Raw genomic sequence first — 22,978 nt, 5'->3', positions numbered from 1 at the left:
TTCAGGGGCGGACGTAGCGCACCTCGGTGAGCGTCTCACCGAGGAACACCTCGTCGCGGCGGGCGCCGTCGAGATGGAAGCCGCGCTTCTCGTAGAACGTGCGTGCACCGGGGTACTGCTCCGCGAGCCACAGGTACAGCGGCTCGCCGTCGTCGACCACAGCGTCGAACAGCGCGCGGCCGATTCCCTTGCGGTGCCACGAGTCGAGCAGGTACACGAAGTAGAACTCGCGGGGAGCGGGGGCGTCCGCGTCGCGTGCGGGACCGCTTGCCGCGAAGCCGACGATCTCGCCGTTCACAAGCGCTGCCGCGTGGCGGATCTCGTCGCTCTGCGAGGTGTAGTGCGTCCACAGCTCCGCCAGGCGGCGGGGCGAGACGTTCTCGAGCGTTGCGCTCGAGATGAGGCCGTCGTAGGTCTCGTGCCAGACCTTCGCGTGGACGCGGCCCATTGCCTCGGCGTCCACGTCGCGAATCGGCCGGACCAACAGATCGGTGAGCGATTCGGCTGTCATGGCCAGACTCTACGCACGGACATCGGCTGACGAGAAATCCGCGCGACGCGTTGTCGACAGCGGACAACGAACCCGGGGATCCTCAGAGGGATGTGCCAGCATCGCGACTCGTGAATGTGATCTGGCGGACCCTCATCGTGATGTTCCTGGCGCGCCGACGCCGTCGGCGCGGCGGGCGGCTCGCTCCGACCGCGGTGGGGCGCATCCGGCTCACGACGCTGCCGACCGACATCGACATCCTGCGGCACATGAACAACGGCCGTTACCTGTCGCTGTTCGACCTCGGCCGGTGGGATCTGATGGTGCGCACCGACCTGGCCGAGATCATGAACGCGCGCGGCTGGTATCCGGTCGTGGCGAGCGAGACGGTCACGTTCCGCAAGTCGCTGAACCTCTGGCAGCGCTTCGAGCTGCAGTCGCGCTGGGTCGGTCACGACGACCGGGCCCTCTACCTCGAGCACCGCGCGGTGGTGCGCGGCGAGATCTACGCGAGCGCGATCATCCGCGGCCGCATCCTGCGCCGCTCGGGCGGTACGGTGCCGATGGCGGAGGTGCTGGAGGCGCTGGGCCTCGAGGACGCCCTGCCCGAGATGCCCGCCTGGACGCACGAGTGGGCAAGCAACGTCGCCCTGCCCTCGACCCGCCGCCCGGCGCCGAGCGACTGGGACTGAGCCGCGACGCTTCGGTCGGTCGCTTCGGCTCGCTCCGCTCGCTCAGCAACCGGCGGTGTCGCCCCCGGGTTATCGAGCGAGCGCAGCGAGTCGAGATGACCGGCGGCAGCCCGGCTTGCCGCACCCCCACCGGTTATCGAGCGAGCGCAGCGAGTCGAGATGACGGGCTCGCACGAATGGCTGCCGACCGGCCCTTCCGGCGCCGCGACAGGGCCGGATGGCACCGAAAGCGCGTCGCGGCTCCGGCAGAAGTGCCCACCGCGAGGGGGATCGTGCGCGGTAGCGTTGGCGCGTGCTCGGGATGCTCGCGACGACGGGACGGCTGCTCGCCGCCCACTGGCCCGCGCTGCTCGCCTGGTACGCCGCGGGCACGCTCGCGCGGTACGTCTGCATTCAGATCGCCGGATTCGTCGGCGCGTACAGCGACATCGGCGGCGTGCTGCTGCAGCCGCTGGCTCCCCTGTCGCGGCTGGTGGCGTACGTGGCGATGCTGCTCGTGGTGCGGGACGGCCTGCGGCACCTCGGCGTGCTCGCGCCGCGACCGGAGGATCCGGCCGAGCGTCGCCGCGACTTCGGGCGGGCCCTGCTCGGCGGCACGGTGCCGTTCGTCGCGTTCTACACGGCCTACAACTACCTCACCGAGGACTGGGCCGACTTCGCGGAGCGCGCCCTCGACCAGCGCAAGCAGCACGCGTTCGAGAACGTCGACTGGGGCTTCACCGTCGGCGATCTCGTGCTCTCGCCCCTCTCGATCACGCTCATCGTCGTCGCGTTCGCCGCCCGCTGGTTCCTCGGGCGCGAGCGTGCGAAGAAGCGCCTGTGGCTCACACCCGTGCTCGTCTACCTCGAAGCCCTGTGGGTGGTGCTCACCGCGCTCGTGATCTTCGACCTGGTGGGCATCGTCACCCAGTGGGCCGAGGGGCGCATCGCCTGGGTGTGGCTCGCCGACGCGCGGGAGTGGCTGGCGGGAGTGCTGTTCCCGCTGGTCTGGCTCGGTGACGGGCTGGTCTGGCTGATCGGGGAGGTGGGCGGCGTCATCCTGCTGCCGCTCGCGTGGCTCACCGTCGCCGGCGCCATCTACGGAAAGGCGGTCTCGGCCCAGGCACCGCAGCTCTCCGGGGCCGCGATCGACCGCACTGTCGCCCGCTACCGCGCGCTGCGCGGCCCCATCCGCCGGGCGCTCGACGACCTCTGGAAGCAGGTCACCCAGCGGTTCGCCCCGATCGGTCAGGCGATCGTGCTGATGTGGCGCGCGGGTCCGCTGCTCATTGCGAGCTACGTGCTGCTGTTCACCGTGCTGCTGCCGCTCGAGCCCGCACTCGGGTGGGTGGTGACACGCATCGTCGGCCCGCAGTCGCTCACCGGCTTCTGGGTTGTGCTGAGCGAGTCGCTGTTCCTGATCCCGCCGCTGATCATCGAGCCGCTGCGGATCGCGATCGTGGCGGCGGCGTACGACGCGACGCTGACACGGCTTGCTCCGGATGCGCCGGCCGCGCGGCCGGCCGCGAGCGCGGGCGGCGACGCGGCCCCCGTCAGCGCTCGTCCGTGAACCGGAGGAACTTCGGCAGCTCGTCTGCCACGACGACGTCGATGTGCAGGCGCTCGGCCGCATCCGCCGGCACGAAGTACGGCACTCGCACCTCGTAGGGTCCGGTCGCCGCCATGTCGCAGAAGGGCTGCTCGGGCCAGCTGAGCCCCGCCCCGTTCCACTGCGACTCCCAGGAGCGCCCCGCTCCTTCCGCCTCGGTCAGCGTGATCGTGCACCCCATTCCCGTCCCGCCGGGGATGACGGTGAACTCGGCGACGAGCAGCCGCGCATCCGGCGGCACCGCGTCGCGGTGAAGCGAGGTCTCGTCGACCACGCGGGGATCCCGCCACTGGGCCCCGGCGAACTCGGCGGTCTCCCCCGCCTCGATCGGCTGCACGGGCGAGCCCGACTTCGCGCCGGTCCAGGCGGCCACCCCGGTCGCCATGACGCCGACGGGGATCAGCACCGCGAGGGCGATCAGCGCGAGCGCGTTGCGCCGCAGCCACGGCCCCAGCCGGCTCATTCCGCCCACCCCGGCGGCGCGAGTTCGACCTCAGGCTGCACCTCGAGAGCATCGAGGTCGATCGGCATGACCACCAGCGAATCCGCTCGCTCATCGCCGATCGCGCCGTACGCGATCCCCAGTTCGGCGATACCGCCCGCATTCTCCGGGAGCTCGAAGGCGGCGCTGATCTGGCGGGGTAGACCGACGCTCAGCCGTGCGGGCGGCCCGAACCCCAGACCGGGTCGCTCGCTTGCGCGGTACGTCCGGTCGCCGATCCGCAGGCGCATCACGCTGAGATAGGCCTCTCTCTCGGACTCCGTCGCCTCTGCCTCGAACTCGACGACCACCCAGCGCCCCTCCGCGTACCAGCCTCGCTCGGGCTCCGTGACCTTCGAGGCGGCGTGCACGCCGTTCACCGTCACCCGCAGGTTGCGCCCCTCCGCCGGCTCCCCGATCCGCGCGTCGACGCGGAAAGGCTCCGCAGCGATCATGCCCGGGGGTGTGATCGCGTGAAGGCCCCACGCGGCCGCCACCAGCGCCGCGGCGGCCGCCCAGTGGAGGGCGAGGCGGGCGGCCCGGTTCATCCGGCTTCCTCCGCGTCGACGTCCTCGGCGGTCAGCTGCACCCGCGCCGCCGGCGTCGGGTCCTCCCACTGCCCGCCGTTGCCGGTGAAGAGAAGTTCGGGCTCCCACCAGTGGAGATCCGAGATGGCGAGTGGCACCTCGTCGCCCGCCGCGTACCGGTCGGCGGGAACGGGCCACGTCAGCACCAGTTGGGCGGGCACCCCCGGCTGCAGAAACGGGCCGGTTGTCGCGTCGTCCATGCGCGCGACCGAGACGGTGGGCATCTTGCTGCCGTCGACGCGCTGGGCCGGCAGCCCGGGAACGGCGAACGTCTGGGGGGCATAGGACGCGGTGGACAGCGGGCTGTCAGTCACGTTCTCCATCGTGACGACCACCGCCAGCACGCGCTCGCCCTCCTGCGGTGTCGTGCCGGAGCCGCTCAGGTCATTGAGCAGCACGGCACGCTCGAACGTGATCGCGAACTGGTCGTTCGTGTGCGTGTCGCCCGCCATCAGCTGCGGCAGCGCCGCCGCCTCCGCAACGGGCGCATCGGCCAGGCCTCCGAACGCCGCGGTCGCCGCGAGGAACAGCGCCGCGGCCGTGACCGTGACCCACGAGCTCGGCAGGCGTTGCGCGGCGACCTTCGCCCAGCTCGCCGGGGTGCGCCGTGACGCGCGCTTCTGCGGGTCCGCGGATTCCGAGGTGGAGTCGGATGCCGCGCCGGTCGCCTGGTCGGCGGGCGGCTCGGGCGCGCTCATCCGCGCACCCCCGCGCGCGCCGGCGGGGCGAGGTGCGGGCCCCCGCCCTCGCACGTGATCGCATCCCCCGAGCGCATGCGATCATCCTGCCAGGCCCGCCCGCGGCGGCAAACGGGGCGGACTGCCCGGGGCTCGGTGCTCATCCCGCCGCCAGCGCGCGCAGGTAGCGCTCGGTGTAGACCCACTGCATCACCCGGATGGCCGGGTATCCGAGCCACAGGAGCCAGCTCGCCGGGCGGGAGAACGCTCGCACGCGCAGCCACACGGATCCGTCCGGATCGCGCTCGACGAGGAACGCCTCCTCTCCCCGCTCCGGGTGACCGCGCAGGGTGCCGTACGCGAAGCCGCGCACATCCTGTTCCTCGACGACGTAGGCGACGCGGCACGGCACGTCCCGCGGCCAGAGCCCGATCCGCATGATCACCACGTCGCCCGTGGCGAGTTCGCGATCCGGCGCGGCGACGCGGATCCCGGATCGACGCTGGATGCCCCAGCGCAGGGTCGCGTCGCCCGCGGCGCGGAAGGCGGCATCGCCGCTGCCGATCCGCACGCGACGCTCGATCGGCCGGTACCCCCGCGGCGGGCGCTGCAGCAGATCGGCGCGGCGGGTGCCCTCGACCTCGCCGTAAGTGAACGCATCGCGCGAGCGCATGGGGCCATCCTGTCAGCGCGCCGCCGGATCCATCGGCGCTCGGCAGACTCACGGCTGCGGTGCGCGACATATCGCCCGGCGCACCGGCGATCTCGCGGTGCGCTCCTTAGGCTGATCGCATGGCCGACGATCTCGACCCTGCTTCGGCAGAACCCAGCGCGCCCACCGGCACCGCAGCCCCCGCCCACCTCGTGGAGGCCTCCGTCTCCCTCGCCCAGCGGTGGGTGACCGAGGCGGCAGCAGTGGAGGCCGATCCGGCCGCCGCGCGCCTCGCGGGAGTGCTGCAGGATCCGAACGGGCTGCCGTTCACCCTCGGCTTCGTCGACGGCGTGATGCGCCCCGAGAGCGCGACCGCCGCGGCGGGCAACCTCAACCGGGTCGCTCCGCTCGTGCCCGAGTTCCTGCCCTGGTACCTGCGCGGCGCGGTGCGCGCCGGCGGACTGGTGGCACCGTTCCTGCCCGTGCCGACCGTGCCGATCGCGCGGCGCGTGCTGCGCGAGATGGTCGGGCACCTCATCGTCGACGCCCGCCCCGAGAAGCTCGGCCCCGCGATCGCGAAGCTGCGCGAGGGCGGCGCCCGGCTGAACCTCAACCTGCTCGGCGAGGCGGTGCTCGGCGAGCAGGAGGCGAAGCGCCGCCTGGCCGGCATCCACGAGCTCGTCAAGCGACCGGATGTCGACTACGTCTCGGTCAAGGTCTCGGCGATCGCGAGCCACCTGTCGATGTGGGCCTTCGACGAGACAGTCGACCAGGTCGTGGAGCGCCTGCGCCCGCTGTACCTGTCGGCCGCCGCGCACGGCACGTTCCTGAACCTCGACATGGAGGAGTACCGCGACCTCGACCTCACGATCGCGGTGTTCCAGCGGCTGCTCGCGACCCCCGAGCTGAAGAACTACCGCGCCGGCATCGTGCTGCAGGCGTATCTTCCCGACGCGCTCCCCGCCCTCGAGGGCCTCACGGCCTGGGCGACCGAGCGCGTCGACGCGGGCGGCGCGGCGATCAAGGTGCGCCTCGTCAAGGGCGCGAACCTCGCGATGGAGCGGGTGGATGCCGTTATGCACGGCTGGTCGCTCGCGACCCACGGATCGAAGCTCGACAGCGACGCGTCCTACCTCCGGTGCCTCGACTACGCCCTTCACCCCGAGCGCACCCGCGCCGTGAACCTCGGCGTCGCGGGCCACAACCTGTTCGACATCGCCTACGCCTGGCTGCTCGCGGGCGAGCGCGGCGTGCGGTCCGATCTCGAGTTCGAGATGCTGCTCGGCATGGCGCAGGGCCAGGTCGCGGCGGTCACCCGCGAGGTCGGCCACGTCCTGCTGTACGTGCCGGTCGTGAGCCCCGACGAGTTCGACGTCGCCATCAGCTACCTCGTGCGCCGCCTCGAGGAGAACGCCTCGAGCGACAACTTCCTCTCCGCCGCGTTCGAGATGGCCGACGACCCGGCACTGTTCGCCCGCGAGCGCGACCGCTTCATCGCCTCGGTGGAGCGCTCCGCCGATCCGTCCCTGCCGGTCGGGCCGAACCGCGAGCAGGATCGGGCGGATGCGCCGAGCGCCGCGGAGATCGCGGACGAGCAGCAGGATCAGGATCTGACGCAGCTTGTGCTCGACATCGCGCGCGGATCGCAGAGCCCCGCGCTCGCCACGGCCGACGACACGGTCGCGGTCGATCCGGCCGACGAGTTCCGCGCCGTCCTGGATGCCGACTTCGTCGAGACCGCGGTGTTCGCCGCGCGCGAGGTGGGCCGCGCCACGGGCGCTCCGGGCTTCGAGAACGCGCCCGACACCGATCCGGCGCTTCCTGCGAACCGCGAGTGGGCGCGCGACATCCTGGCGCGGATCCCGTCCTCCACCGCGGGGGACGCCACCATCGCGGCCGCCCGGGTCACGGATGCCGCCGCGCTCGAGGAGGTCGTCGCCCGCGTGCGCGCCGCCGGCGAGGAGTGGGGCCGCCGCCCGGCGGTCGAGCGCAGCGCCGTGCTGCAGCGCGCCGCCCGTGCCCTCGAGGCGCGCCGCGGCGAGCTCATCGAGGTCGCCGCATCCGAGACGGGGAAGGTGTTCGCCGAGGCGGACGTCGAGGTCAGCGAGGCCGTCGACTTCGCCAACTACTACGCGGCCACGGCCCGCGAGCTCGACCGGGTCGCCGGCGCGGTGTTCGAGCCCTCCCGCGTGACCGTCGTCACCCCGCCGTGGAACTTCCCCGTCGCGATCCCCGCCGGTGGCGTGCTCGCCGCGCTCGCCGCGGGATCCGGTGTCGTGTTCAAGCCGGCGCCGCAGGCGCGGCGCTGCGCCGCCGTCGTCGCCGATGCGCTGTGGGACGCCGGCGTGCCGCGCGAGGTGCTCGCGCTCGTCGACATCTCCGAGGGTGACCTCGGCCGGCAGCTGATCTCGCACGAGGCCGTCGACCGGGTCATCCTGACCGGTGCGTGGGAGACCGCGAAGCTGTTCCGCAGCTGGCGTCCCGACCTGCCGCTGCTCGCCGAGACCAGCGGCAAGAACGCCATGATCATCACGCCCTCGGCGGATCTCGACCTCGCCGCGGCCGACCTCGTCAAGAGCGCGTTCGGGCACGCCGGGCAGAAGTGCTCGGCCGCCTCGCTCGCGATCCTCGTCGGCCCGGTCGGCCGATCCCAGCGGTTCGCCCGCCAGCTCGTCGACGCGACCCGCTCGCTGCGCGTGGGCCCGCCGTCCGACCCGCTGTCGGAGGTCGGCCCGGTGATCGAGGTGCCGAAGGGCAAGCTCGAGTGGGCCCTCACGACCCTCGAGGAGGGCGAGCAGTGGCTCGTGCCGCCGAAGTCGCTGCGCGACACCGGCTGGGGCTACGAGGAGGGCCGGTTCTGGACGCCGGGCATCCGCACGGGCGTCAAGCCGGGCTCCCGCTTCCACCGCGAGGAGTTCTTCGGCCCCGTGCTCGGCATCATGCACGCGCCCAACCTCGAGCGCGCCATCGAGCTGCAGAACGCCGTCGACTACGGTCTCACCGCCGGGCTCTACACGCAGGATCCGGATGACCTCGCCTACTGGCTCGAGAACGTCGAGGCCGGAAACCTCTACGTCAATCGCGGCATCACCGGCGCCATCGTGCAGCGCCAGCCCTTCGGCGGCTGGAAGCGCTCGTCGGTCGGCACCGGCACGAAGGCCGGCGGCCCGAACTACCTGATCGGCCTCGGTTCGTGGCGCGCCACGTCGGGCGGACCCTCGGGCAAGTCGCTGCACCTGCGAGGGCTCGACACCCGCATCGTCGCCCTCATCGAGGCGGCGCAGCCCTCGCTCAGCTACGAGGAGTTCGACTGGCTGCGCCGCGCCGCGCTGTCGGACGCGATCGCCTGGGACCGCGAGTTCGGCAAGGTCAAGGACGTCTCGGGGCTGGGCATCGAGCGCAACCTGTTCCGCTACCGCTCGACGCCGGTCGCCGTCCGCGCGACCGCCGACGCCACCTGGCAGGCGGTGCTGCGCGTCGTCGTCGCGGGCATCCGCGTCGGCGGCGAGTTCACGCTCTCGGCTCCGGTCGGGCTGCCGCCCGCGGTGCGCCGCGTGCTCGGTCAGCTGGATGTGCCGGTGTACGTCGAGTCGGACGAGCAGTGGATCCAGCGGATGCGCGGTGCGGTCGCGGAGGAGTCGTCCTCGAGCGAGTCGGGCACCGACGGCGAGGGTGCTCCCGCCACGAGTTCGATCCCGGTCGGGGCCCTCATCTCGGGCCCGGTCCGCGCGACGCGCGCCCGGCTGGTGGGCTCCCCCGAGACGGTGGCCTCCCTGCATGCCGCGCTCGCCGCGGGCGTCGAGGGCGATCCGGATCTGGCGATCTACGCGGGCGAGGTCACCACCGCCGGTCGCGTCGAGCTGCTTCCGTTCCTGCACGAGCAGTCGATCACCATCACCGCCCACCGCTTCGGCAATCCCGACCGCTGGAGCGCCGAGATCATCTGACCGGCGCGGCCGTCCGCGCGGGATGCCGCCCGGCGCCCCGCCCCCTGAACAGGCACCCGCGCGTCGATCAGGCATGCGCGCGCATGCCTGATCGGCACGCGGATGCCCGCTCGGCGAGGGGAGGCAGCCCGCGCCGGTCGGCGGCGAGAGGCGGCATCCTCCGCGACCGTGCAGGCGGCGCGTGCCAGAATGGACGCGGCGTGCCCGTGCCGCTGGCGTCCCCATCGCTCCGCCGGGCCTCTGGACAGCGTCCGCCGCACCTTCACATTTGAGAAGTCGCCAGGAGCATGATGTCCGACAACGCACCCGCCCGCATCCAGCACAAGCGCCGCTACCTGATGTGCCGTCCCGAGCACTTCACGGTGAGCTACTCCATCAACCCCTGGATGGAGCCCGCCAACCCGACCGACACTGCCAAGGCCGTCGCGCAGTGGCAGAAGCTGTACGACACGTACCTCGAGCTCGGTCACGAGGTCGAGCTGATCGATCCGCTGCCCGGCTACCCCGACATGGTCTACACCGCCAACGGCGGCTTCGTGATCGACGGCGTCGCCTACGGCCCCGAGTTCCGCTACGTGGAGCGCCAGGGTGAGGCGCCGGCGTTCATCGACTGGTTCCGCGCCAACGGCTTCGACACGCGCGTGCCCGAGGAGGTCAACGAGGGCGAGGGCGACTTCCTGCTCGCCGGCGACGTCATCCTCGCGGGCACCGGCTTCCGCTCGACGGGCGACAGCCATGCCGAGGTCGCCCGCGTCTTCGACCGCGAGGTCGTGAGCCTGACGCTCATCGACCCGCGGTTCTACCACCTCGACACGGCCCTGACGATCCTGGATCCGGTTGTCGAGCCCGGCGCGGAGCCCGGCATCGCCTACCTCCCGCACGCGTTCGACGACGCGAGCCGCGCCGAGCTCGAGCGCCGCTTCCCGAACGCGATCCTGGTCTCGGACGAGGATGGCGCCGTGTTCGGCCTGAACTCGGCGAGCGACGGCCGCAACGTGATCATCTCGCCCCGTGCGACGGGCTTCGAGGCGCAGCTGCGCGAGCGCGGCTACACCCCGATCCTCATCGACCTGTCCGAGCTGCTGCTCGGCGGCGGCGGCATCAAGTGCTGCACGCTGGAGCTGCGTGGCGCCTCGGCGGTGACCGAATGACCGCCGCGCACGAGGTGCACGTCGCCCACAACTACCACCCGCTGCCCGTCACCATCGCGACCGGTGACGGTGCGTGGGTGACCGACAGTGAGGGCAAGCGCTACCTCGACATGCTGTCGGGGTACTCGGCGCTGAACTTCGGGCACCTGAACTCCGAGCTCGTCCAGGCGGCGCAGGATCAGCTCGCCCGCCTCACGCTGACGAGCCGCGCGTTCTACAACGACCAGCTCGGACCGTTCACCGATGCCCTTGCCGCGCTGTGCAAGAAGGACCTCGTGCTGCCGATGAACACCGGTGCCGAGGCCGTCGAGACGGGCATCAAGGTCGCCCGCGCCTGGGGTTACCGCGTGAAGGGGATCGCCGCCGACCGCGCGAAGATCATCGTCGCCGAGGGCAACTTCCACGGCCGCACCACGACGATCGTCGGCTTCAGCGACGACCCGCAGGCGCACAACGACTTCGGTCCGTACGCGCCCGGCTTCGTCGCGGTTCCCTACGGAGATGCGGACGCGATCGAGGCCGCGATCGACGACGACACCGCCGCCATCCTGATCGAGCCGATCCAGGGCGAAGGCGGCGTCGTCCTGCCTCCCGAGGGCTACCTGCGCCGGATCCGCGAGCTCGCGACCGCGCGCAACGTCCTGTTCATCGCCGACGAGATCCAGTCGGGTCTCGGCCGCGTGGGCGAGACCTTCGCGTGCGACCGCGAGGGTGTCGTGCCGGATGTCTACCTGCTCGGCAAGGCGCTCGGCGGCGGCATCCTGCCCGTCTCGGCGGTCGTCGCGAACGAGGACGTGCTGGGCGTCATCCGCCCCGGCGAGCACGGCTCGACCTTCGGCGGTAACCCGCTCGCCGCGACCGTGGGCCTGAAGGTCGTCGAGCTGCTGCAGAGCGGCCGCTTCCAGGAGCGCTCGCGTCAGCTCGGCGAGCACCTCCGCGCGGGCCTCGAGAAGCTCGACGGGATCACCGCGATCCGGTCGGCCGGTCTCTGGGCCGGCGTCGACATCGACCCCTCGCGCGGCACGGGCCGCGAGGTCGCCGAGCGGCTGCTCGCGCGCGGCGTGCTCGCGAAGGACACGCACGGCCAGACGCTGCGCATCGCCCCGCCGCTCGTCATCCGCGCGACGGAGCTCGACTGGGCGCTCGAGCAGCTCGCCCAGGCGCTCACTCCCTCCGCTCGCTGACCCCCTCCGGTCGTTGACCCCCCTTCCGGTCGTTGAGCGAGGGAGCGAAGCGACCGAGTCGAAACGGTCCAAGCCCTCCCACGGCTGATGCCGCCGGCGGTCCGGGCCGTTTCGACTCGCTCCGCTCGCTCAACGAGCAGGGGTGAGTTGCGGGAGTGCCTGATCCCCTCCGGTCGCTGACCCCGTCCGGTCGTTGAGCGACGAGCGAAGCGAGGAGTCGAAACGGTCCAAGCCCTGCCACGGCTGATGCCGCCGGCGGTTCGGGCCGTTTCGACCCTGATCCCCTCCGGTCGCTGACCCCCTCCGGTCGTTGAGCGACGAGCGAAGCGAGGAGTCGAAACGGTCGAAGCCCCGCCGGGGCTGATGCCGCCGGCGGTTCGGGCCGTTTCGACTTGCTCCGCTCGCTCAACGACCGAGGGTCAGCGCAACGGGAACCGCTCGTCCAGCCAGGCGAGCAGATCCGCGCGGATCTCCGCCTGCGCGATCTCGTTGAAGATCTCGTGCCGGGCGCCGGGGTAGACGCGCGTGGTGACGTCCTCGAAACCCGAGCGCTGCCGATACGCCTGGGCGAGGCGCTCCACCGAGCGCGGTCCCCCGACCGGATCGTCCTCACCCACCATGAGCAGGATCGGGATGTCGTGACCGACAGCGTCGCGCAGCCCGCGACGGGGGCGGCCGAACATGATGCTCGCGGAGTCGCGCAGGCCGAAGAGCTTCAGCAGTGGCGTCGTTGTGGTCAGCGGGTCGTCGAGGAACGCGCGCCCGACCGCCGCGTCGGATGACAGCCACTCGACGCCGAGCGCATCCGGACCCTTCCACCGCGCGTTGAGCGGCAGCGGGTTGAGGGATCCGGGCCACCGCAGCGCCGAGCCGCTCAGGATGACCGCGTCGTACGCGTTCGGATGTACGTCGAGCAGCATCTGCGCGAGGAACGACCCCCACGAGTGCCCGAGCAGGATGAGCGGCAGCTCGGGGTTCTCGTCCCGCGCGATGCGGGTCATCCGCCGGCACGCCATGAGCGTCGCGGCGTGGCCGCCGACCCCCAGCCGGCCGAGGCGCGTCGCATCGTCCCCGTGCTGCCGCATGCCGGTGCGCCCGTGGCCGCGGTGGTCGTCGGCGTACACCGTGAACCCGGCGCCGACGAGCGCCTCGATCAGCGCCGCGTAGCGCCCGGCGTGCTCGCCGACCCCGTGCAGCAGCTGCACGACCGCCCGGGGCTCGTCGGCCGGATGGACGTCGTAGACGATCGCGACCCCGTGGTCGTCGATGAACTCCTGGTCCCGCTTCGACGTCATGCGCCGATCCTCCCAGAGCGCGGGCCTCCGGATGTGCATCGCAGGCGGCGCGCGGGAATACTTATCCAAACTAATGAGTTATGGTAATCAATGATGACTGACCTCTCCTCTGATGCCTCCGAGATCCGCGCCGCGACGATGCGGCTCGCCCGACACCTCCGGCAGCAGCGAGCGGTGAAGACGATGTCCGATGGGCAGTTCGCCGCGCTCGCCGTGCTGCGGTACCGCGGGCCGCACACCCTCACCGCGCTCGCCGAGCGCGAGGGAGTGTCGGCGCCGTCGATGAACCGCACCGTCAACAGCCTGGAGGAGGAGGGCTACGCCACGCGCGAGCCGGATCCCCTCGACCGCCGCAAGGTCAACATCACCATCACCGAGCGCGGCACGACCGTGGTCGACGAGACGGTGCACCGCCGCGACGAGTGGCTCGCGCGGGTGCTCGCCGACCTCCCCGCCGCCGATCGGGATACGCTGCTCGCCGCCGCCCGGATCATCCTGGAGGCGATCGAGCGATGAGCGTCATGTTCCGGTCCTTCTCGTCCTTCAACTACCGCGTCTGGTTCATCGGCGCGCTCGTGTCGAACATCGGCGCCTGGATGCAGTCGACGGCGCAGAGCTGGGTGGTGCTGACGCAGCTCACCGACAACGACGCCGGCGCGATGGGCGTCACCATGGCCCTGCAGTTCGGTCCGCCGCTGCTGCTCGTCGGCCTGTCGGGGTGGGTCACCGACCGCTTCGACCGGCGCCGCGTGCTCGTCGTCACGCAGCTCGTGCTGCTCGCGTTCTCGCTGACGATCGGCATCCTGCTCCTCGCCGGCGCCATGACCCTGCCGATGATGTACGGCTTCGCGCTGGCGACCGGCGTCGTCGTCGCGTTCGACAACCCCGCGCGGCAGGCGTTCGTGACCGACCTCGTCAACCGCGAGATCGCCTCGAACGCGGTCGCCCTCAACGCGGCGTCGTTCAACGGCGCGCGGATGATCGGTCCGGCCGTCGCCGGACTGCTGATCGTCGCGGTCGGCACGGGCTGGGTCTTCCTCATCAACGTGCTCGCGTACGCCGGGATGCTCGGCGCGCTCCTGCTCATCCGCACCCGGGAGCTCATCCCGCGCAAGCGCGCGGATGCGTCCTCGCGGATCGCGGACGGCTTCCGCTATGTCGCCCGGCGCCCTGACCTGATGGTGATCTTCGCCATGGTGTTCCTGATGGGTGCGCTCGGCATGAACTTCCCGATCTTCGCCTCGACGATGGCGCTGGAGTTCGGCGAGCAGGCCGACGGCTTCGGCCTGCTGAGCTCGATCCTGGCGATCGGATCCCTCGCGGGAGCGCTGCTCGCGGCCCGTCGCGCCCGTGCACGGCTGCGCGTGGCGATCCTGGCGACGGGTGGGTTCGGGCTCGTGTCCATCGCGTCGGCGTTTATGCCCGTCTACTGGCTCTACGCGCTCTGCCTCGTGTTCGTCGGCTTCACGGTGGTCACCACGCTCACCACGGCCAACGGGTACGTGCAGACGACGACGGATGCGTCGGTGCGCGGTCGCGTGCTCGCGCTCTACGTCGCGGTGATGATGGGCGGCACGCCGCTCGGAGCGCCGCTCGTCGGATGGGTGGCGGCCGAGTTCGGTCCTCGCTCGGCGATCCTGCTGGGCGCGGTGGGCGGCCTCGCCGCGTGCGCGATCGGTCTGACCTGGGTGATCGCGTCGGGCCGCCTTCACCGCCGCCAGGACGAGAGGTTCCGGCTCACGCTCGACGAGACGCGCCCGCTCTCGGTCATCACCCGCCCGGTCGCCACGGTCGCGCCCGAGGAGTTCAGCGACCAGGGCGCCCAGACCTCGGCGATCCGCCTCGTCGACGAGGACGACGACGACCTCGACGAGCGCCCCCGCCGCCGCGCGTAGGCCCGGGTCGACGGCGCCAGATCACATCCATCCGGTGACTGCGCATCCGCCGGGATGTGATCTCGCGTGCGGGATGTGCGCCGACCGCGCGGGATGTGCGCTCACGGCGTGACATCGGCACCCCGCGGGCCCGGCTCCCGTGTGAACGAAGTGAGCGTGCCCCGGATGGGGCCCGCAGCGCGAAGCGCTGCCGCGACGGAGCGCAGCGACGGCGCCTCGCTCGCGAGGGTGCCGCTTGGGGCCCCGAAGCGTGCGAGCCCGAAAGAGATCACGCCTCGCGCGTGATCGTCACCGTGACGTAGAGCTCGCTCTTGAACGGGCCGGCGTAGACGCCGCGCAGCGGCGGGACGTCGTTGTAGTCGCGGCCCCGGCCGACGAGCACGTGGCGGTCGCCGATCTCGATGCCGTTCGTGGGGTCGCAGGCCTGCCAGTCGCCGGCCCACCACTCGATCCACGCGTGCGACTCGCCGCGCACCGCCTCGCCGACCTCGGCGTTGGGCCGCGGGTGAAGGTAGCCCGAGACGTAGCGCGCGGGGACGCCGACCGACCGCAGCGCACCGAGCGCGATGTGGGTGATGTCCTGGCAGACGCCCTTGCGCGACTCCCACGCCTCCGCCGCGGTCGAGTGGACGCCCGTCACGCCCGGCATGTACTCCACGGCGTCGCCGATCGCGGTGGCGATCGCGTGCGCCGCCTCGCTCGGGTTCTCGTGCGCGTCGGCGATGCCGCGGGCGATCTCGGCGACCTCCGGATGCGGCTGCGTGCGGCTCGTCTGCGCGAGCATCTCGACCATGTCGATCGAGCGGGTCGCGTCGCGGGCGAGGCGCTCCCACGTGATGTCGGCGTGCTCGATGGGGCGGGGGCGCACCTCGACGAGGCTGCGCGACACGATCCGCAGCTCGTCGTGCGGCGACTGCACGTCGAAGGACGTCACGCGCGTGCCGAAGTAGTCGACGTACGAGTTCACGGCCGCGGTGGGATGGATGTCGACCGACGACGACAGCACGAACTGGCTGTCGGTCGTGCCCGGCAGCATCCGCGCCTCGTTGTACGACGCCGCGACGTTGCCGGGGTAGTCGAACCCGGTCTCGTGCTCGATCCGCAGTCTTTTCACGACACCTCCCCGATCCACGTGCGCTCGGCCTGCGTCGGGAAGAACCGCTGCCGAATCGCATCCGAGGCCTCCCGGGTGACCTGCTGCACCTGATCCATGTGCTCGGGGAGCTCGCCCAGGATCTCGCCGATCGGGCGGTACTCGAGATCGTTCCGGATGCGCCCCAGCGCGCGCAGGACGGCGTTCGAGTGGCCGACGCGGTCGGCGACCGGATCGATCGCGCTCATGCACTGCTCGGCCTGCGAGATCGAGAAGATGATCGACCGGGGGAAGAGCCGGTCGAGCAGCAGGAACTCCGCGGCGTTGCGCGCGCTCGGCATACCGCGGTAGGTGCGCAGGTACGGCTCGTACGCACCGCAGGAGCGCAGGATGGTCGTCCACGACGGGCCGGATGCCTGCGTCAGCGACCGGGTCGCGAGCAGTCGGGCGGTCATGTCGGCGCGCTCGATGCTGCGGCCGAGCGTGAAGAACTGCCACGACTCGTCGCGGCTTGTGGACGAGTCGGCGATGCCGACGGCGAGGGCCGCCCGCTCGCGCACCCACTGGAAGAACTCGTGGGCCTTCTCGGTCTGCAGGCGGCGCGGCATCCGGGCGCGGGTGGTGTTGAGGCACTCCCACAGCTCGGTGGAGACGATCTCGCGCGCGCGGCGGGCGTTCTCCCGCGCGGAGGTCAGCGAGTACGCGATGCTCGACGCCGTCGTGCGGTTGACCGCGAGGTGCTCGAGCACGTGCTCGCGCCGCACGGTCTCGACGTCCGCGGGGGCCGGCGCTCCCATCACGGCGAGCAGCGACCGGCACGCGGTGTCCTCGTCGATCCACGGGTCCTCGAGCAGCAGCTGCAGGTGCACGTCGAGGATGCGGGCGGTGCCGTCGCTGCGCTCGATGTACCGTCCGATCCAGAACAGGCTCTCGGCGATCCGGCTCAGCATGACGTGCCTCCTGCCGCCGGCAGCCCGGGGCGTTTCGACTCGCTTCGCTCGCTCAACGAACGAGGCGGGTGCGCGCTTGGTGCGGCGAGGCCGCCTGCCGTGGGGCGTTGCGACAGCACTGCGCTTCGCTCGAAGGCCGGCGGCCGCCATCCGGTTGCTGAGCGAGCGAAGCGAGCCGAAGCGACCGACGCCGAACCATCGACGCTGTCCCGCCCCTGCTGCTGCTGTTCGCCCTGCTCGGCGGTGCCCGGATGATCCTGCGGCGAGTGGCTTGGCTCATCCTGCGCCTCGTAGACGATCGGCACCGCGGCCGTCACCGTGGCGGCCTGATCGGCGACGAGACCGGCGAGGCCCGTCCCCTGGCCGTACTCGACGTGGTTCGGCGCCATGCCGCCGACGACCCAGGTGTCCTTCGAGCCGCCGCCCTGGCTGGAGTTGACCACGAGCTGCCCCTCGGGAAGCGCCACGCGCGTGAGGCCGCCGGGCAGCACCCAGATGTCCGATCCGTCGTTCACCGCGAAGGGCCGCAGGTCGGCGTGGCGCGGGCGCATCCCGTCCTCCACCAGCGTCGGGATCGTCGACAGCATCACAACGGGCTGCGCGATCCAGCCGCGGGGGTCGGCGATCAGGCGCTTGCGCAGGCTCTCGAGCTCGGCGGGCGAGGCGTCGGGGCCGACGACGAGGCCCTTGCCGCCGGATCCGTCAACGGGCTTCACCACCAGCTCGTCGAGGCGGTCGAGCACCTCCTCGAGCGCGCCGGGATCCTCGAGGCGCCAGGTGTCGACGTTCTTCAGGAGGGGCTCCTCGTTCAGGTAGTACCGGATGAGATCCGGCACGTACGTGTAGAGCAGCTTGTCGTCGGCGACGCCGTTTCCGACCGCGTTGCAGATGCCGACGTTGCCGAGGCGCGCGGCGAGCAGCAGCCCGGGCGCCCCGAGCATCGAGTCGGCGCGGAACGTCAGGGGATCGAGGAAGTCGTCGTCGACGCGGCGGTAGATCACATCCACCCGGCGCAGGCCCCGCGTCGTGCGCATGTAGACCTTGCCACCGGTGCAGGTGAGGTCGCGTCCCTCGACGAGCTCGACGCCCATGAGGCGGGCGAGCAGGGTGTGCTCGAAGTACGCGGAGTTGTAGACGCCGGGGGTCAGCACGACGACGTTCGGATCCTCGATGCCCGGGGGCGCGGCCGCCTTCAGCGCCGCGAGCAGCTTGTTCGGGTAGTCGCCCACCGGACGCACCTGCATCGACACGAACAGCTCGGGCAGGGTCTGCGCCATCACCCGGCGGTTGGAGATCACGTAGCTGACGCCCGACGGCACGCGCACGTTGTCCTCGAGCACGCGCATCTCGCCGTGCTCGTCGCGGATCAGGTCGATGCCCGCGACCTGGATGCGCGCGCCGTTCGCCGGATGGATGCCCGCCGCCTGGCGGTAGAAGTACTGCGACGACGCGATCAGTGCGGCCGGCAGCACTCCGTCGCGCACGCAGTAGCGGCGGCCGTACGCGTCCTCGAGGAACGCCTCGAGGGCCCGCACCCGCTGCTTCACCCCGGCCTCGACCCGGGCCCACTCGTCGTACGCGATCACCCGCGGCACGGGGTCGATCGGGAAGGGGCGCTCCTCGCCGGCGAAGTCGAACGTGACGCCCTGCGCCAGGTAGCTCGACGCGAGCGACTCGGTGCGGCCGCGCAGCTCATCCTGCGTCATCCGCGCGAGCGCGTGGTACAGCTCGCGATACGCGTCGCGCGCCGCGGTGTCGCCGCCCGTGCCCGGGTGGCCGAACATCTCGTCGAACGCGGGGAGCCCCTGGATCGTCTTGCGCGGCGCGAGGGTCGAGCCGTAGCCGTCGAACAGGTCACCCATGTCGCGAGCGTAGCCCGGGCGGTGTTGCGCGGGTGTTTCCGCGCGTATCGCGGAGTGGCGCAGGGCGGCGCCGCGTCAGCGCCCGGTTGCCCAGCCGGCGAGGCGGGCGATGAGCGCGCGATGCGACGGGGAGTCGTACGAGCGGGCGTCGTGGCCGAGCAGGTCGACCGCGACGCGGCTCACCGTCTCGCCGCCGAGGTGCTCGCGCGTCCAGACGACGGGATGGATGACGTCGTCGTGCTCGTGGGTCGCGACGACGTGGGATGCGCCGATCGCCTGCAGGAATGCGTAGCGCTCGTCGAACGCGACAAGCGGCTCGTCGCCGGCGAGCGGATGATCCGCCCACGCGAACTCGGCGTCGGAGATCGGCGGATGCATCGAGACGCCCGGCAGCCACACCCCGCCCGTCGCGGACGCCCACGCGGCGTAGTCGCGCAGCGACGCGAGCGCGGCGTGCAGGGCGAGGATGCCGATGCCGCGGTCGAGCGCGGCATCGAGCCCCACGATGGACTCCGCCGGCGCGCCGACGGAGCCGCCGTCGCGCCACGGATCGCCGGCGTTGACGACAAGCAGGTCGACGCCGGCGAGCCGCTGCAGCCCCTCGTCGACCGGCGCGATCACCGCGTCGAAGCCGCCCTCCTCGAGGATCCGAGCGACCCGATCCGACGTCTCTTCGAACGGATGCCACGGGTCGGCGTAGCGACCGGTTCCGGTGGCGATCAGGGCGCGACGGGTCGAGGACATGCGCCCATCTCACCAGACCCGGGGAGTCGTGGGCTGCCGCCGGGCCGGGATGTCCGCGGCCCGACCTAGGCTTGATGTATGCACGGCGAATACAAAGTGCCCGGGGGGAAGCTGGTCGTCGTCGACCTCGACGTGGTCGACGGCCGGATCGCCGACTTCCATCTCGCCGGCGACTTCTTCCTCGAGCCGGATGACGCCCTGCTCGACATCAACGCGGCGGTGAACGGGCTGCCCGAGACCGTGGACGTGCCGACGATCGCCGCCGCCGTCCGCGGCGCCCTTCCTGCCGGCGCGCAGCTGCTGGGCTTCACTCCCGAGGCGGTCGGCACGGCCGTGCGCCGCGCGCTCGTGACCGCCTCCGCCTGGACCGACTTCGAGTGGGAGATCGTCGACGACCCCGCCGTCTCGCCCCACGTGAACCTCGCGCTCGACGAGGTGCTCACCGGCCGCGTCGGCGAGGGCCGCCGCAAGCCGACCCTGCGCATCTGGGAGTGGGACCAGTCGGCCGTCGTGATCGGATCCTTCCAGTCGTATCGGAACGAGGTGGATCCGGATGGCGCCGCCCGCCACGGATTCGACGTCGTGCGACGGATCTCCGGCGGCGGCGCCATGCTCATGGGCGCGGGCCAGATCATCACCTATTCGCTGTACGTGCCGGCCTCGCTCGTCGCGGGGCTCACGTTCGCCGACTCCTACGCGTTCCTCGACGACTGGGTGCTGCAGGCCCTGCGGTCGATGGGGATCGACGCGACGTATCAGCCGCTCAACGACATCGCGAGCCCCACCGGCAAGATCGGCGGCGCGGCGCAGAAGCGCCTCGCGAACGGCGGCGTGCTCCACCACGCGACGCTCAGCTACGACACCGACGGCGAGGTCATGACGCAGGTGCTGCGCATCGGCCGCGAGAAGCTCAGCGACAAGGGAACCGCCTCGGCCGCGAAGCGCGTCGACCCGCTGCGCAGCCAGACGGGCCTGAGCCGGCGGGAGATCATCGACCGGCTGATCCGGTCGTTCCAGACGTTCACCGGCGCGACGATGGGCTCGGTCACCCCCGACGAGTACGCCGAGGCCGAGGCGCTGGTCGAGAGCAAGTTCGCCACCGAGGCCTGGCTGCACCGGGTGCCGTGACCCTCACGCCACCGATCGTCTCCCTGCAGCCGGTAGCCTGACCACGTTCCGGCGGGGGAGCCGTCGGACGACGAACGTCGAGGAGAGCAAGGATGCGATTCGGGATCTTCATTCCGCAGGGCTGGCGATTCGACCTTGTCGACATCGATCCGGCGCAGCACTGGAGCACGATGCAGTCGCTGGCGATCGCGGCCGATGCGGGGCCGTGGGAGTCGCTGTGGGTGTACGACCACTTCCACACCACGCCCGAGCCGAGCCAGGAGGCGACGCACGAGGCGTGGACGCTGATGTCGGCGTTCGCCGCGTCGACGAGCCGCATCCGGCTCGGTCAGATGTGCACCTGCATGGGCTACCGCAACCCCGCGTACCTCGCGAAGGTCGCCGCGACCGTCGACCACGTGTCGGCCGGACGCGTCGAGATGGGAATCGGCGGCGGCTGGTACGAGCACGAGTGGCGCGCGTACGGCTACGGCTTCCCCGAGATCCCGGATCGCCTGAAGATGCTCGGCGAGGGCGTCGAGATCATGAAGCAGGCGTGGGAGACCGGATCCGCCACGCTCGACGGGAAGTACTACCAGGTCGACGGCGCGATCGTCCGTCCCCTCCCCGTGCAGGGCGGCGGCATCCCGTTCTGGATCGCCGGCGGCGGCGAGAAGGTCACGCTGCGGATCGCCGCGAAGTACGCCTCGTACACGAACTTCAACGGCGGCGTGGAGGCGTTCACGCACAAGAGCGAAATCCTGCGCGGCCACACCGACAAGCTCGGCCGCGACTTCGACTCGATCACCCGCTCGGCGAACTTCAACACCGTGATCGGCGAGAACGAGGCCGAGGTCAAGGAGCGTCTCGACGCCATCGCGGCGCGCGTGAAGCCGTACCTCAGCGACGCCGGCTTCGAGCGCTTCATGCACAACTACTCGGCGGGCGAGAGCCTCGTCGGCACCGTCGAGCAGGTGCTCGAGCAGCTGTCCGGGATGAAGCAGGCGGGCATGGGCTACGCCATCCACTACTTCCCGGAGTCGGCCTACGACCCGAGCGGCGTCGAGCTGTTCGAGCAGAAGGTGATCCCCGAGCTGCAGTGACGCTCGGGTTCACGCAGGGCGGGGTTCTCAATGTCGGAACCCCGCCCTACTCTCTTCGTCAACAGCACTGACCAGCGGACGGAGGAGTCGAAGTGAGCCAGGTCGCCGACCCCGTCGCCGTGCAGCCGCCGCCGGGCGGGATGAGCACGTTCCTTCACGTCCTGATCAACACGGCCGTGGCGAATATCACCACGAGCTTCCTCTGGTTCGGCCTGACCTTCTGGATCTACGCCGAGACGCGCAACGTCATCGCCACGGGCGTCATCGGCGGCGCCTACATGCTGTTCATCTCGCTGTTCAGCATGCTCTTCGGCACCCTCGTCGACAGGTTCCGCAAGAAGGCCGTCATGCTGTGGGCGACGGTGATCGCGTTCGGCGTCTTCTGCCTCGACACGGCCTTCTTCTTCCTCATCGGCGAGGCGCAGATCGTCGATCTGACGCTGCCCTGGTTCTGGATCTTCGCCGTCGTCATGCTCGCCGGCGCCGTCGTCGAGCAGCTGCGCAGCATCGCGCTGTCGACGACCGTCACCCTGCTGGTGCCAGACGAGCGCCACGCGAACGCCAACGGCCTCGTCGGCACCGTGCAGGGCGTGTCGATGCTCGTCACGAGCGTGCTCAGCGGGCTGTCCGTCGGCCTGCTCGGGATGGGCTGGACGCTCATCATCGGGCTCGCGGCGATGCTGCTGGCGATGGTGCACCTCGCCGCCCTTCACATCCCCGAGCGCGAGATCGTCCACGCCGAGGGGCAGACGAAGTGGGTCGACATCCGGGGAGGCTGGCTCGCGGTGCGCGCCGCGTCGGGGCTGTTCGCGCTCATCCTGTTCTCGACGATCAACAACTTCGTCGGCGGCGTCTACATGGCGCTCATGGACCCGTACGGCATCGACCTGTTCGGCGTCGCGGGGTGGGGCATCTGGTTCGCCGTCGCATCGACCGGCTTCATCGCCGGCGGTGTGGTGGTCGCGGCGACGGGCCTCGGCCGCAAGCCGATGCGCACCATGCTGCTGCTCGCCGCCTTCATCGGCCTGGTCGGGGCGACGTTCGCGCTGCGCGAGTGGGGCTGGCTGTTCATCGTCGGGTGCTGGCTGTACATGGCGGTGATCCCGGCGGTCGAGGCGGCCGAGCAGACGGTGATCCAGCGGGTCGTCCCGTACGAGACGCAGGGGCGCGTGTTCGGTTTCGCGATGATGTTCGAGGCCGCGGCCGCGCCCATCACGGCCCTGCTGATCGCGCCGATCGCGCAGTTCTGGGTCATCCCGTACATGCGCGAGGACGGTGAGGCGCAGTGGGCCTGGCTGCTCGGCGAGGGCCAGAACCGCGGCATCGCGCTGATCTTCCTCGTGGCGGGGCTCGCCTGTGTCCTGATCGCGGTGCTGGCGTTCCTCACGCCCCAGTACCGCCGCCTCTCCGCCCAGTACGAGCAGTCGGCCCCGCCGGCGGAGGACGAGGGCGAGGCCGAGGTCCCCGCCCCCTCCGACTC

At 71.3% G+C, this 22,978-nt stretch carries 20 protein-coding genes; 10 read left to right on the top strand and 10 right to left on the bottom strand.

Annotation, left to right across the window (positions count from 1 at the left end; translation table 11 throughout):
- Position 1: 1 nt before the first annotated feature.
- Entirely contained in the window at positions 2-511 is a 510-nt protein-coding gene (locus IR155_RS08535) for a GNAT family N-acetyltransferase (protein ID WP_135114414.1), read from the bottom strand.
- A gap of 110 nt (positions 512-621) precedes the next feature.
- On the opposite strand from IR155_RS08535, the gene IR155_RS08530 reads away from it, so the two are divergent.
- Positions 622-1,182 (top strand): thioesterase family protein, encoded by a 561-nt coding sequence (locus IR155_RS08530; RefSeq protein WP_135114413.1) that lies wholly within the window; start codon positions 622-624, stop codon positions 1,180-1,182.
- A gap of 292 nt (positions 1,183-1,474) precedes the next feature.
- Positions 1,475-2,731: a hypothetical protein gene (locus tag IR155_RS08525; RefSeq protein ID WP_135114412.1), complete on the top strand. Its 1,257-nt coding sequence runs from the start codon at positions 1,475-1,477 to the stop codon at positions 2,729-2,731.
- On the opposite strand, the gene IR155_RS08520 is transcribed toward IR155_RS08525, so the two are convergent.
- The 4 genes from IR155_RS08520 to IR155_RS08505 all read right to left on the bottom strand — a co-directional run bounded on the left by IR155_RS08520 (position 2,715) and on the right by IR155_RS08505 (position 5,188).
- Positions 2,715-3,233: a hypothetical protein gene (locus IR155_RS08520; protein WP_135114411.1), complete on the bottom strand. Its 519-nt coding sequence runs from the start codon at positions 3,231-3,233 to the stop codon at positions 2,715-2,717. The genes IR155_RS08525 and IR155_RS08520 overlap by 17 nt on opposite strands.
- On the bottom strand, positions 3,230-3,799 hold the full coding sequence (locus tag IR155_RS08515) for a hypothetical protein (protein WP_135114410.1): 570 nt from the start codon (positions 3,797-3,799) through the stop codon (positions 3,230-3,232). Before IR155_RS08515 ends, IR155_RS08520 begins: the two co-directional genes overlap by 4 nt.
- Positions 3,796-4,536, bottom strand: coding sequence for a hypothetical protein (locus IR155_RS08510; RefSeq protein WP_167760741.1), 741 nt, complete (start codon positions 4,534-4,536; stop codon positions 3,796-3,798). Before IR155_RS08510 ends, IR155_RS08515 begins: the two co-directional genes overlap by 4 nt.
- 139 nt (positions 4,537-4,675) lie before the next feature.
- Complete coding sequence (locus IR155_RS08505) at positions 4,676-5,188, bottom strand: DUF1990 family protein (RefSeq protein ID WP_135114409.1); 513 nt, start codon at positions 5,186-5,188, stop codon at positions 4,676-4,678.
- Positions 5,189-5,307: 119 nt separating this feature from the next.
- On the opposite strand from IR155_RS08505, the gene IR155_RS08500 reads away from it, so the two are divergent.
- The 3 genes from IR155_RS08500 (at position 5,308) to rocD (ending at position 11,449) form a co-directional block, all read left to right on the top strand.
- Entirely contained in the window at positions 5,308-9,114 is a 3,807-nt protein-coding gene (locus IR155_RS08500) for a proline dehydrogenase family protein (RefSeq protein WP_135114408.1), read from the top strand.
- Between the two features lie 290 nt (positions 9,115-9,404).
- Complete coding sequence (gene ddaH, locus IR155_RS08495; protein WP_228066877.1) at positions 9,405-10,265, top strand: dimethylargininase; 861 nt, start codon at positions 9,405-9,407, stop codon at positions 10,263-10,265.
- Positions 10,262-11,449, top strand: coding sequence for an ornithine--oxo-acid transaminase (gene rocD, locus IR155_RS08490; protein ID WP_135114406.1), 1,188 nt, complete (start codon positions 10,262-10,264; stop codon positions 11,447-11,449). The genes ddaH and rocD overlap by 4 nt, the downstream gene beginning before the upstream one ends.
- Before the next feature lie 419 nt (positions 11,450-11,868).
- Here rocD and IR155_RS08485 read toward each other — a convergent pair whose 3' ends face one another.
- Entirely contained in the window at positions 11,869-12,744 is an 876-nt protein-coding gene (locus IR155_RS08485) for an alpha/beta hydrolase (protein ID WP_135114405.1), read from the bottom strand.
- 93 nt (positions 12,745-12,837) lie between these two features.
- Here IR155_RS08485 and IR155_RS08480 point away from each other — a divergent pair, with 93 nt between their 5' ends.
- Both IR155_RS08480 and IR155_RS08475 read left to right on the top strand, forming a co-directional pair.
- Positions 12,838-13,260 carry a MarR family winged helix-turn-helix transcriptional regulator gene (locus IR155_RS08480; protein WP_228066875.1) on the top strand — a complete coding sequence of 141 codons (423 nt, stop codon included), beginning with the start codon at positions 12,838-12,840 and terminating at the stop codon, positions 13,258-13,260.
- Positions 13,261-13,265: 5 nt separating this feature from the next.
- Complete coding sequence (locus IR155_RS08475) at positions 13,266-14,639, top strand: MFS transporter (RefSeq protein WP_135114442.1); 1,374 nt, start codon at positions 13,266-13,268, stop codon at positions 14,637-14,639.
- A gap of 268 nt (positions 14,640-14,907) precedes the next feature.
- On the opposite strand, the gene IR155_RS08470 is transcribed toward IR155_RS08475, so the two are convergent.
- The 4 genes from IR155_RS08470 to IR155_RS08455 all read right to left on the bottom strand — a co-directional run bounded on the left by IR155_RS08470 (position 14,908) and on the right by IR155_RS08455 (position 19,288).
- Complete coding sequence (locus tag IR155_RS08470; RefSeq protein WP_135114403.1) at positions 14,908-15,753, bottom strand: transglutaminase family protein; 846 nt, start codon at positions 15,751-15,753, stop codon at positions 14,908-14,910.
- The gene (locus tag IR155_RS08465) at positions 15,750-16,682 is read right to left on the bottom strand and encodes an alpha-E domain-containing protein (RefSeq protein WP_135114402.1); all 933 of its coding nucleotides are present in this window, start codon (positions 16,680-16,682) and stop codon (positions 15,750-15,752) included. Before IR155_RS08465 ends, IR155_RS08470 begins: the two co-directional genes overlap by 4 nt.
- On the bottom strand, positions 16,676-18,544 hold the full coding sequence (locus IR155_RS08460; RefSeq protein ID WP_135114401.1) for a circularly permuted type 2 ATP-grasp protein: 1,869 nt from the start codon (positions 18,542-18,544) through the stop codon (positions 16,676-16,678). Before IR155_RS08460 ends, IR155_RS08465 begins: the two co-directional genes overlap by 7 nt.
- A 75-nt stretch (positions 18,545-18,619) precedes the next feature.
- Complete coding sequence (locus tag IR155_RS08455; protein WP_135114400.1) at positions 18,620-19,288, bottom strand: ThuA domain-containing protein; 669 nt, start codon at positions 19,286-19,288, stop codon at positions 18,620-18,622.
- 78 nt (positions 19,289-19,366) lie between these two features.
- Between IR155_RS08455 and IR155_RS08450 the strand changes: the two genes are divergently transcribed.
- The 3 genes from IR155_RS08450 to IR155_RS08440 form a co-directional block, all read left to right on the top strand.
- Positions 19,367-20,416, top strand: coding sequence for a lipoate--protein ligase family protein (locus tag IR155_RS08450; protein ID WP_135114399.1), 1,050 nt, complete (start codon positions 19,367-19,369; stop codon positions 20,414-20,416).
- Positions 20,417-20,508: 92 nt separating this feature from the next.
- Entirely contained in the window at positions 20,509-21,498 is a 990-nt protein-coding gene (locus IR155_RS08445; RefSeq protein ID WP_135114398.1) for an LLM class F420-dependent oxidoreductase, read from the top strand.
- Positions 21,499-21,638: 140 nt separating this feature from the next.
- On the top strand, positions 21,639-22,978 hold a 1,340-nt coding region (locus IR155_RS08440; protein ID WP_135114441.1), incomplete at its 3' end, for an MFS transporter.

The sequence above is a fragment of the Microbacterium paludicola genome, from assembly GCF_015235415.1.
GTDB classification, from domain to species: domain Bacteria; phylum Actinomycetota; class Actinomycetes; order Actinomycetales; family Microbacteriaceae; genus Microbacterium; species Microbacterium paludicola.
Note: the sequence above shows the minus strand (reverse complement) of the source record. Positions and strands in the feature narration are given on the sequence as shown.